The organism is Psychrobacter sp. Choline-02u-9 (genome assembly GCF_002836505.1).
Taxonomy (GTDB): Bacteria; Pseudomonadota; Gammaproteobacteria; order Pseudomonadales; family Moraxellaceae; genus Psychrobacter.
Genome location: NZ_PJBF01000040.1, coordinates 473,298 through 484,642, shown reverse-complemented (window position 1 = coordinate 484,642; position 11,345 = coordinate 473,298). Strand labels below are relative to the sequence as shown.

The 11,345-nt window shown below is 40.3% G+C and carries 12 protein-coding genes and 1 tRNA gene; 5 read left to right on the top strand and 8 right to left on the bottom strand.

Annotated elements, in window-relative coordinates:
* The first annotated feature begins 68 nt into the window (after positions 1–68).
* Both CXF69_RS02625 and CXF69_RS02620 read left to right on the top strand, forming a co-directional pair.
* Entirely contained in the window at positions 69–770 is a 702-nt protein-coding gene (locus CXF69_RS02625; RefSeq protein WP_102078522.1) for a M15 family metallopeptidase, read from the top strand.
* A gap of 50 nt (positions 771–820) precedes the next feature.
* Positions 821–2,044 (top strand): DUF819 family protein, encoded by a 1,224-nt coding sequence (locus tag CXF69_RS02620; RefSeq protein WP_219621362.1) that lies wholly within the window; start codon positions 821–823, stop codon positions 2,042–2,044.
* A gap of 167 nt (positions 2,045–2,211) precedes the next feature.
* On the opposite strand, the gene CXF69_RS02615 is transcribed toward CXF69_RS02620, so the two are convergent.
* Complete coding sequence (locus CXF69_RS02615; protein WP_102078520.1) at positions 2,212–3,111, bottom strand: SMP-30/gluconolactonase/LRE family protein; 900 nt, start codon at positions 3,109–3,111, stop codon at positions 2,212–2,214.
* Positions 3,112–3,160: 49 nt separating this feature from the next.
* The gene (locus CXF69_RS02610; protein ID WP_102078519.1) at positions 3,161–4,324 is read right to left on the bottom strand and encodes an iron-containing alcohol dehydrogenase; all 1,164 of its coding nucleotides are present in this window, start codon (positions 4,322–4,324) and stop codon (positions 3,161–3,163) included.
* 490 nt (positions 4,325–4,814) lie between these two features.
* Between CXF69_RS02610 and CXF69_RS02605 the strand changes: the two genes are divergently transcribed.
* Positions 4,815–5,861: a TRAP transporter substrate-binding protein gene (locus CXF69_RS02605; RefSeq protein ID WP_102078518.1), complete on the top strand. Its 1,047-nt coding sequence runs from the start codon at positions 4,815–4,817 to the stop codon at positions 5,859–5,861.
* A gap of 105 nt (positions 5,862–5,966) precedes the next feature.
* On the opposite strand, the gene CXF69_RS02600 is transcribed toward CXF69_RS02605, so the two are convergent.
* From CXF69_RS02600 to CXF69_RS02585, 4 genes are read right to left on the bottom strand one after another with little or no spacing between them, the layout of a single operon-like run.
* On the bottom strand, positions 5,967–6,287 hold the full coding sequence (locus tag CXF69_RS02600; RefSeq protein WP_102078517.1) for a hypothetical protein: 321 nt from the start codon (positions 6,285–6,287) through the stop codon (positions 5,967–5,969).
* Between the two features lie 10 nt (positions 6,288–6,297).
* Positions 6,298–6,588 carry a hypothetical protein gene (locus tag CXF69_RS02595; protein ID WP_102078516.1) on the bottom strand — a complete coding sequence of 97 codons (291 nt, stop codon included), beginning with the start codon at positions 6,586–6,588 and terminating at the stop codon, positions 6,298–6,300.
* Complete coding sequence (locus CXF69_RS02590) at positions 6,575–7,786, bottom strand: Arm DNA-binding domain-containing protein (RefSeq protein WP_102078515.1); 1,212 nt, start codon at positions 7,784–7,786, stop codon at positions 6,575–6,577. Before CXF69_RS02590 ends, CXF69_RS02595 begins: the two co-directional genes overlap by 14 nt.
* An 11-nt stretch (positions 7,787–7,797) precedes the next feature.
* Complete coding sequence (locus CXF69_RS02585) at positions 7,798–8,013, bottom strand: hypothetical protein (RefSeq protein WP_075107543.1); 216 nt, start codon at positions 8,011–8,013, stop codon at positions 7,798–7,800.
* A gap of 150 nt (positions 8,014–8,163) precedes the next feature.
* On the opposite strand from CXF69_RS02585, the gene CXF69_RS02580 reads away from it, so the two are divergent.
* Positions 8,164–8,388, top strand: coding sequence for a helix-turn-helix domain-containing protein (locus CXF69_RS02580; protein ID WP_060491549.1), 225 nt, complete (start codon positions 8,164–8,166; stop codon positions 8,386–8,388).
* Between the two features lie 241 nt (positions 8,389–8,629).
* Here CXF69_RS02580 and CXF69_RS02575 read toward each other — a convergent pair.
* Positions 8,630–8,706, bottom strand: a tRNA-Val gene (locus CXF69_RS02575).
* A 311-nt stretch (positions 8,707–9,017) separates the two neighbouring features.
* Between CXF69_RS02575 and CXF69_RS02570 the strand changes: the two genes are divergently transcribed.
* Positions 9,018–9,998, top strand: a complete 981-nt coding sequence (locus CXF69_RS02570; protein WP_102078862.1) for a glutathione S-transferase family protein — start codon at positions 9,018–9,020, stop codon at positions 9,996–9,998.
* Between the two features lie 285 nt (positions 9,999–10,283).
* Here CXF69_RS02570 and hemB read toward each other — a convergent pair whose 3' ends face one another.
* Positions 10,284–11,291, bottom strand: a complete 1,008-nt coding sequence (gene hemB, locus CXF69_RS02565; protein ID WP_025651763.1) for a porphobilinogen synthase — start codon at positions 11,289–11,291, stop codon at positions 10,284–10,286.
* Positions 11,292–11,345: the final 54 nt, after the last annotated feature.

Below are 11,345 nucleotides of genomic sequence, written 5' to 3'. Positions count from 1 at the left end.
TACTATCTCAGAATAATAAAAAAATTAACAATTGTTTCCTAAAAAATATAGAACTATATTGAGATAAAATGCTTCCAACTTTAATTCCTACTTCCATCAAACACGATTGGAAATATATAGAAAATATATCTATATCCGAATCAAATGAATCATTGTTAGCTATCCCAAATACTGACAATCTTAAGCAACTTCCTATTTATTTTGATCGTAACGTCAATCATGCCATTAACATTTGTGTGGCAAGGCAATCTGTTATTCAAAAATTACAACAAGCTGCTGATTTGCTTCCTAACCATTTAGGAATTTTAGTACTTGATGCTTGGCGCTCAAGTGCAGTTCAGAAAGCTTTGCAAGAAAAAATTGGTGACAGTATTAAGGTCACGTATCCAAGCCTCAGTGAAAGTGAGCAAGAGCAGCTGCTATTAGATTTTGTTGCGCCAGTGCGTGCAGATTTTATTAGTCCTCATTTGACAGGAGGCTCTGTAGATATCACTTTATTCAATCGCGAAACGAATGAATGGCTTGATATGGGTGCTGATTTTGATGAGCCCACTGAGCGTTCACATACGCACTTCTATGAAGATCAGCCTAGCCATCCTGCTTGTCAAAACCGACGATTGCTGTATTCGGTTATGAGCCTTGTAGGTTTTAGCAACTTACCTACTGAGTGGTGGCATTTTGATTATGGCAATTCACTTTGGGCATATTATAGCCAAAAAAGCTATGCTATTTACGGTGCAGCTCATTGGGACATTGTAGACCATCAGTGACTATTACTTTGCAGTTTTGATATTTATTAATATTAGGTTCAAGGAAGAACATGATGGAAACATTGATTCAGGCAGATGATCATTTAGCTTTATGGACATTTGTAATGATTGCAGCTACTTCTGCTATTTTCATTGAACAACGTTATAAGTGGGCTAGTAAAATACCAGGTGCTATTATTGCGTTGCTGATTGCAATTATCGCCTCCAATTTAAAAGTTATTCCAACAGATGCCCCTACCTACGACATCGTCTGGGGTTATATCGTTCCGTTAGCAATACCTTTGCTCTTATTTAAAACAAACATACAGTCTCTTGTCAAAGAAAGCTGGAAGCTACTACTGTTATTTTTAACATCGTCTATGGCAACTATGGTCGGTGCTGTCCTTGCATTTATGGCCCTACGGCATTATATTCCGGAATTAGACAAAGTCAGTGGCATGATTTCAGCTTCATATAGTGGTGGTGGGGTAAACTATGCTGCTATGTCAGCTAAATTGGCACCAAGCGAAAGTATCAATGCTGCAACTATTGTCGCTGATAATATGATGATGGCCGTATATTTTTTAATATTGATTGGATTGGCTGGAGTTCCTATCATACGTCGAGTATGGGGTTCACCGCATACAGACGCAATTGAGAAAAGTCCAGAAATGTCGAATAGTCGAACATTGTCTGAAGCATACTGGAAACCCAACCTGATTTCCTTAAAAGATATAGCAATTTGTTTGGCTGCTTCTATGCTAATAGTTCTAATATCATTCAAGCTGTCGGCATTTTTGCAAGCCTTGTTAGGTACGAGCGATAATGTTGTGATTGGTCTGCTCATTAGTTTGATTACTGATAAATACCTTCTACTAACAACAATAACTTTTATAATAGTTTCTGTTTTTAAGAGCAGTTTCGAAAAACTAAATGGCAGCCAAGAGTTGGGAACTTACTGTATTTATCTGTTCTTTGTGGTCATCGGTATTCCAGCTTCGATTGGTCTAATTGTGACTAAGGCACCATTGTTGTTCGTGTTTGTACTCATAATTGCACTGGTTAATCTAGCTATCACCATGGGTGTAGGAAAGATTTTCAAATTTAGTATTGAAGAAGTCATATTGGCCTGTAATGCCAATATTGGTGGTCCAACAACAGCAGCCGCTTTGGCAATTAGTAAAGGCTGGACGAATTTAGTGGGGCCTATTTTAGTTATCGGCACGGTAGGCTATGTGATTGGCAATTATATAGGGACTATTATTTACTTTATAGTGACCCAAATTGGCGTATAATTATTGAAACAGAATAATACTATTGATACCGGTATTTAATCTCTTCAATATTAGACTAGAAAAAATCACATAAGCTATATGCCTTTGTAAAAACTACAGACTCATAAATAAAAAGCAAGCCACTTCTAGTGGCTCGCTTTTTATTTATGTCCTGAGAAAATTTTTAACTATGGCGTACCTGCATGCCCTACTTCAACCTGTACAGCTAGCATACGTCCTTTAGTTTCTGCCTTACGAGAGGCTTCATCCCAGTCTGGCGCCGCGCACATAAATAATGTCTTACCATCATGTCCACCAAGAGTAACCGCAAAGATACCATCGGGTGCAGTATCGATAGTTTCTAAAATCTTGCCACCCTTTGCTATACGTACAGCTCGCTGATTTAAGGTATCTGCGATCCAAACAGCACCTTCGGCATCTAACGTGAGACCATCAGGTAATATACTGGCATTTTCTATACGTAGACCCAGATTTGGCTCATCACCTAATTCTCCAAAATTAGCAAAGTCACGCTTTTCTTCGAGGCTACCATCTTCTTTGATATCAAATTGCGTAACTTTATTACCAAATAGCTCGTTAACGATCAATGTTTTTTGATCGGCAGAGATAACCATCCCATTTGGAAATGCCAATCCTTCAGCGACAACCTGTGAGCTTCCATCAGGCTTAACCAATACAAGCCCTGTGTTTTCATGGTCAGCGCCACCCATCAAATCAAAACCAAAGTTGCCGACATAAGCATTACCATTGGCTGAAACCACCATATCATTTGCATGACCACCGCAATGCTCCCAGATATCAGCGTGAACGACCAAGTTACCATCATTTTCTAGTCGTAAGACTTTGCGGTCTTTCATCGACACAACCAGCAAACGCCCATCAGGCAACCATCCTAAACCGGAAGGTTGCTGTTCAACATGGATGATTTTCTCTGCTACTCCTTCATCGTTAACTCGATAAACCCCTTGAGTATAGAAATCAACAAACCATAGCGCATTTTGATACCAGCGAGGTCCTTCTAAATAGTGAAAGCCATCAACAGCAACTTCTACTGTATATTTCGACATAACCATCTTCCTTGATTGATAGACAAAATTATTTATACAATATTTTTTATCAGGCTATTTCTTCATATATTGCAGTGACTTCCTCTAAAGTCATATCTTTGGGATTGGTTGCGATTAGTCGCGCATAGGTATTGATAACTATGTCGGCTAGGGCAGGAATATCGTTCTTTGTAATATCCAATTCACTCAAACGGTATTTAAGACCACTGTTTTCCAAAAATATTTTTAGTTGACTAATAAATGAAGTCGCTGCATCTAAATCTGCCATTCCAGCTGTTTGAGTGGGCATGACAGCACGAGCAAGCTCTGCGTATAGAGGAGCAGCTTCTGATAAGTTAAATGTAAAAACACCGCACATGACGAGTGCATTAGCATGTCCATGTGGAATGTGGAAGTTAATACTAAGGGGATAGGAGAGCCCGTGAACAGCGGCTACAGAGGCATTGACGAAGGCGATGCCTGCCAGTGTGGAACCTAACAGCATATCGGCACGAGCATCAATATCGTCACCTTGGTTTAACACTTTTTCAAAATTATTCCAAAGCATCTGTAAGCCTTTTAGGGCTAGTGCATCTGAAATAGGATTCTTTTTAGTGCGACTGGTATAGGCTTCAATACAATGCACCATGGCATCAAGCGCGGTCGCTGCAGTGATATGACGGGGTAGTTTTAGTGTTAATGTTGCATCTAAAATGGCGACGTCAGGTAGGATTTTAGGAGTATAAATAGCTTTTTTACTGCCATCTTTTGCGGTAATCACGGAGACAAAGGTAGACTCTGCGCCCGTACCAGCAGTGGTCGGTATGGCAAATAGCGGCAGTTTTTTGAAACCACTAATATCTCTATCTAAAATATCGTTAACGGACTGAAAGTCATTTGGATACAAAGCGACAATCTTCGCTGTATCAATAGAGCTTCCGCCCCCTAAACCAATGATCAAGTCACATTGATTGTCTCTTGCACGCTTAATAGCGCTTTCAACAATTTCAATGGGCGGGTCTGCAACGACACTATCGAACACAACGACATTAACACCGGCTTCCTGTAAGGCCTGCTGGGCGATATCGACATAGCCTAGTTCGGAGATACCAGCATCTGTAATAATGATGGCTGATGTTGCAGAATATTGTTTTGCTAAAACACCTAGCTTTTGGCGCATGCTGTCAGCTTCGCTGACAATATGACCATTAGTATAAAATTCAATCCCTGTCATTTTGTTCTTCCTTGTATATATATACTCACTTGTTGAGAACAAACGATGCAAAAGTAAGAGTGCTTTTATATTGATTAGACTCTTATAAGGCGTCAATGCTTTTCAAGCGTATTAGGTAACTACTTACCTTATTAACATTTTTACTTTCAATACATTTTTTACAAGAGCAGTGTGCAGTGAGCTGCAAAAAAACGTATTAAAAGATTCTAGGTACCAGAAAAGTAAGCAATATCTGAATTTATTAGCATGCTTAACTAGCCGATGTTTGTAAGGTATTACATTATCATAAACATTAGAGAATAGTCATTAAATGATTTGACAGCTATCAATTTAGTTGCTAATTTCAGATGAGTGTTCAGTTTTACGTTAAGTATATATTGACCTGATTATTTATAACCACTACTAATAGTGGATTTAACTTACCTGTCAAATACTATAAAAACATAAGTTAAATTAATGAACTTATGACTACTATCAAAAGGAATTGATAATGAAATTAGCACCCATTTTTCCGATAAGTGTGCTAGCCGCGATGAGCCTTTTAGGTTGTTCAAACCAATCTAGTAATGGTACGACTTCTTCAGAAGAGACCACTGTTTTACGTTTCTCACATTTCTATCCTGCAACATCTGATATTAATAAAGAGATTTTTGAACCTTGGGCAAAAAAAATCGAAGCTGATTCGGGCGGGCGTCTTCAAGTTGAAGTATACCCTTCAGCCACTATTAGCAAAGCGGATACAGCTTATGAGTCTGCTGTAAAAGGAACCATTGATATTGGCTCACAAGTACAAGGTTATACAAGTGGTCGATTCCCACTATCTCAGATTGCAGAGCTTCCAGGATTATCTAACTCATCAACACAAACAGGCTGTATGCTGCAAACCTTGTATGACAATGGTACGATTGCTGACGAGTATAAAGATTCTCACTTGCTCTTTATGTTTGCCACAGGACCTGGAACCTTGCACAGTACTAATAAATTGATCAGAACTCCTGAGGATATGAGAGGTATGCGTATTCGTAGGCCTTCAGCCGTTGCAGGTGACATCATCGAGAGCATGGGAGCATCTCCGGTTGGGCTACCTGCCAATGATATATATACTTCTTTACAGCGTGGTGTCGTTGATGGCTTGAGCTTTCCATGGGAAGCTATGGAGACTTTCAAACTAAATGAGTTGACGAAGTATCATACCAATATGCCATTTTATAGTTCTGCTTTGATGGTCACTATGAATAGTGATAAGTATGAAGGTCTGCCAGAAGATTTAAAACAAGTTATTGATGATAATTCAGGTATGGCACTTAGCAAGAAAGTAGGGGCCATGTGGGATAAGACTTATTCAACGCAGCTACAAGCAGCTATCGATCAAGGAGACGAAGTTGTCGATATCCTAGACCCACTCAATGACCCAGATTGGAAAGGCCCACTTGAAAAAGGTACAAAGAAATATCTTGATGATGTGGAGTCTTTAGGACTAGATGCTTACGGGGTCTATGATAAGGCTAAAGAAGCTAGTGTAGTCTGTAAAGTGTAATCTGATAAAAATTTTAGCTAAAATATAGCTGAACTGGCTAAATTGAAAAAGCCCCAGCTTTGAGCTGAGGCTTTTTTGTTTTTTTAATTCTAACTATTTCAAGATTTACCTACCTAGGACAAACTGTCCACCAGAAAAGCTAATACACCCCTCACAAAACCAAGAGTTCAATCTCCTTGCATGAGGAATATCTGCTGGGACATCTAATTGATAGGGACGACCACAGTACTCACAATGTACGTCATCTAAATAAACCTGACATTTTGCAAGTGTAGTAAATAAAACATCAGTCTCCGTGTTGTGTTCATAACAAAGCAGTTCTAAATGCGCTATATAATCACTGGGCGACACATAGGACCAATACTCATGGCACAAACGCTTTGCTGTATCCTCTAGAGCTGAATCAAAGACGAAGTTTATGCTCATAATACCCTCCTTAATATCCATAGCCAGTTTGAGGTAGAAGCTCGTAGAGCTCACTCTGTAGCTGACTACACATATCATCAAAGACATAGTCGAGATTAGTTTCTAAGCGCTTCTGTACCCATATGCGCAGCGCCGTATGATTATCAAAGCAACTATCAATACTTAGGAACCTAGCCAAACCAGTACCTGACTGAATACAGAGCTCACAGATAAGGTAGTTAGCAATATTATCTGCGCCATTACTGACATAGCCACTAGGTTTAAACGTCGCATGCAATATATCGTAATCAATCATTTTCATTGTGAGGCCCCTTATCGGTAGATGCCTGAGCAATCTGACTGCGATTGACCAATGCTTCAAATGCACTACCATCCTGCCGAGTCATATTCGGTACGTAACGGCTATATGTGTTGAATAGCATCTTAGTTGTAGAGTGTCCCATTTGACTGGCAATCCACTCAGGACTTTCGCCGGCAGCCAACCATAGCGTTGCTGCAGTATGACGAGTCTGATAAGCATTACGCTTTTTCAGACCTAAAATCTTAAGAGTAGGGTGCCAAACACGTTTATTCACGTTGTTGTAGTCAAGTGGCTCACCCGTATGCGCGCAAAATGCATAGTCAGATCGCTTATAAGTGATGGTCTTCTGTTCCTTCAGAGCATCGTAGACCCAAGGTGACATTTGAATTGCACGGTAAGACTCTTGAGTCTTAGGAGGAACAATCTTACCTTTGACATAAGCTTGTTTGATCACAATCTCACGTCGATTAAAGTCAATGTTCTCCCACGTCAATCCATCAATTTCACTCGTACGCATCCCTGTAAAAAAACGTACCAGATAATAATTGCGATAGTCTGCTCTTACACCATTAATAAATTTCCAAACCTCATCTAGTGTGAATGGTTGAATATCCGTTTTGGGCTGTTTGAGCGCATTGATATCGTAGTAAGGATTATCAAATTTATAGCGTTTAGCTGCTTCTTTTAGTATCATACCTAAAGGTACCATTATCGAATTGATGCGTGCCGCTGACAGATGTTTGTTAGCTTTTCCGTACGTTACTTTGGCGAGCGATGAACGGAAGGCTAATACATCTGTCTTTTTTATGAGATGAATGGGTTTAGTCCCAAACTTAGCAATCAAGTACATATCAATAATCTCCTTTATTTTGCGCTTATAGGTATCGCGCCATTCAATTTCTTTTTCAGAGAACCATAATTCTGCAAACTGTTCAAAAGAGGGCGTATCGGTATTAATACATTCCTTGCGATCGTTTAACGCTACCATCTGTGCCGCTTTGTCACTTTTTGGAAAGTACTTAGCGTAATTGAACAGTCCTAAGATGATTTCTGCTTTCATTTTCTCAGCCACTTTCTCAAGCTTCTTGCGATTCGCTGGTGTGTCTGTTAGGTTTGTCGTCTCCCGACAGCGTATACCCATATAATAAAAATCGACAAATAGCATATTGCTCCCTTTGCGCCTTCTGATACTAGCCATCATATTTCTCCTTATTGTAGTGCCATGGCGTTGACGCTACCGGCGATACCAGTGCGCATATCTTTTTCAATCTCCTCCCAAATGTACAAAATCTTACGACCACCGAACGGGCGTATATAATGAATGCCCTCAATAAGTACACTATCCTTGAGTTCATTGCGGATAGTACGAGGGTTGTATTTGATGAGCTCAGAAAGCTCTTGGGTAGTTAGGTAAGTATGTGACATAATAAATTCCTTGTAAGCCAATTAAATAACTAGGTTGTTTTATCGAGATAACAAATAATTCTATGAAAGTATTTTGTTGTTCGATAGAAGTACTTTACTAGCTATCATTAGTCGATGCAAGTACTTTTTTAGTCTATTAAGGAATTATTAATGATTTTATGTAATTTACCAGTGCTACTAGCTGAACGACGTATGAAGGTGGCAGATCTAATAAGAATGACAGGAATTAGCAAGTCAACAGTGCACAAGATCTATAACGAACAGACTTCAAGAATAGATTTTGACACTATGGATAAAATTTGTGAGGCACTAGATATTGAAGTAGGTGATTTATTTACTTATGTACCTAACGACTCGCTAGATAAAGAGAAGTAAATAAATATTGAGAGTGTTTTAGATAATTTAGGGTAGAGGTCGAAAATGCTACTCTGAAAGAAAGGCAAAATAGAGAGCAGGCGCAACTTAGGCACAATTTAGGCACACACGTTTTTCGATGACGTTTGCGGAAAGTGAGAAAAGAGGAAATTTGCATCGACGTATAGTTTCCTTTTTCTCTACAGCCCATATTTCACGGACAAAAAAAAGCCCCAATCTTAAGATTGGGGCTTTTCGAATCTGGTAGGCGTAATCGGATTCGAACCAACGACCTCTACCATGTCAAGGTAGCGCTCTAACCAACTGAGCTATACGCCTATTTAGGTTGAGCATTTTAGCAAGTTTCCCAGACTTTGCAAGTCTTTTTTAGCATAAACCTCTTTTATTATCATAATATCTGCTATTCAGGCTTATATTAGTTATTTAGATATATTCTTGTGTATATTTACTAAATACTGAATTTAATAGGTTTAGTTTTTATTGTTAATAAACAGGGTAACGTTAATGATTAAACCTTTATAACTGATATGATATCTTTCTAAGCGATGTAATCATCATGATAATAATGACTTCAAGTCAGTCATGTTGACTAAGCGTTAAACAAATATTAAAAACAGTTGGAGAATAACATGGGTCTCTTGGTAGACGGGCAGTGGCAAGACAAGTGGTATGAGACAAAAGAGAGTGGCGGCCGCTTTCAGCGTGAAGATGCTGGTTTTAGAAACTGGGTAACGGTAGATGGTAGCGCAGGGCCTACAGGTATTGAGGGCTTTAAAGCCGAGCCTGACCGCTATCATCTATACGTGTCGCTAGCCTGTCCTTGGGCACACCGTACCCTTATCTACCGCAAGCTTAAAGGCTTAGAAGACATCATTCCGCTATCTGTAGTACATCCATATATGGGTGAGTATGGTTGGACGTTTGCAGAAGGTGCAGGCGTCGTTGCTGATCCAGTTATCAATGCAGACTATGCCTATGAGCTGTATACCAAGGCCAAGCCAGACTATACAGGCCGTGTCACCGTACCTATCTTGTGGGATAAAAAAACAAACACGATCGTGAGTAATGAATCATCTGAAATCATTCGGATGTTTAACTCTGCCTTTGATGAGGTTGGGGCGCTAGCAGGTGATTTTGTGCCAGCAGAGTTGTTACAAGAAATTGATGATATAAATACCTTCGTCTATTCAACTATCAACAATGGCGTGTATAAGACAGGATTCTCTACCACACAAGAGGCTTACGAAGAGGCTGTGATTGAGCTATTTGCGGCATTAGATACACTTGAGACGCGCTTAGCACATCAGCGTTATCTAACAGGTAGCACCATAACTGAAGCAGATTGGCGACTATTTACGACGTTGGTTCGTTTTGATGCTGTTTATGTTGGGCACTTTAAATGCAATCTGCGTCGTATCGTTGACTATCCAAATCTTTGGGGCTATCTGCGTGATTTATATCAGGTACCTGGTATCTCAGAGACAGTAAATATGAATCATATCAAGCAGCATTATTACACCAGTCATGCCAATATTAACCCGACTGGTATCGTACCGGTGGGTCCTATTATTAATTTTAATACACCACACAATCGTGAGCATCTATCGTGACTGAAAAGTAATACAGATATATCAGCAATACTGTCGCGTTTTTAGGATATTTTGCCTATAGCTGACTGTTGCGTTAAGTGACAAGTAACGTGAGCAAAAGCCATTTACTTGCTACGGAAAGGTCATAAAAAAATCGCCCCAGCTGACTTAAGCCAGCTGGGGCGATTTTGTGTTAAAAGACATTGAATCGGCTTATCATTTTTCTTGAGCTTGAGCTTGAGCTTGAGCTTGAGCTTGAGCTTGAGCTAAAAATGTCTAAGCCTACATAATGGTACCTAACAGCGCTTAAGCATTGTTTAGCTGGCGTGCTGCCTCTAGCGCAAAATAAGTCAAGATACCATCAGCACCAGCACGGCGGAAGCCAATCAGAGATTCTAGGATAACATCATCACTTAACCAGCCATTTTGAATGGCGGCCATGTGCATGGCATATTCGCCAGAGACCTGATAAGCAAATGTCGGTACACCAAAGGTATCTTTGACTTCACGAATAAGGTCTAAATACGGCTGACCGGGTTTGATCATCACCATATCAGCGCCTTCATTGATGTCCATGGCGACTTCGTGTAAAGCTTCAGCGCGATTGCCGAAGTCCATTTGATATTGCTTTTTATGACCACCTTTTAAGTTGCCAGCACTACCAACGGCATCACGGAACGGGCCGTAATAGGCGGAGGCGTATTTGGCTGAGTAAGCCATGATGGCTGTATTGACAAAGCCTTCTGACTCAAGCGCCTCACGCATGACTTTGATACGGCCATCCATCATATCGCTGGGTGAGATAATATCAGCGCCAGCACGAGCGTGGACAAGCGCTTGCTTGACCAATACTTCGATGGTCGAATCGTTCATGACATAGCCGCTGTCATCGAGCAGACCATCTTGACCGTGTGAGGTGTAAGGGTCTAAGGCCACATCGGTCATCACCACCATTTCTGGCAATGCATCTTTGATGGCTGTTACTGCGCGCGCAGCGAGGCCATTTTCATCATAGGCTGATTTGCCATCAGGTGTTTTTAAGGCGTTATCAATGACAGGGAAGATATCAAGGGTCGTGACCCCTTCTGCTAACAGCTCTTTGGCATAATCAATTAGCAAATCAATTGACAAGCGTTCGACACCCGGCATACTGGCGATCGTCTCGCGCTGGTTGTTGCCTTCTAGTACAAACACAGGGGCAATAAAATGCTTGGGATGTAACTCTACTTCGCGAATCATCGCTCGCACATTATCGTTATAACGCAAGCGGCGCAAGCGAGTGGCAGGGTATTGGCGGTTAAAGGTATAGCTCATAATCATTCCTTACTTATGGTTGTTTTACTCATTATTGTTGTAAATCACTAAAAA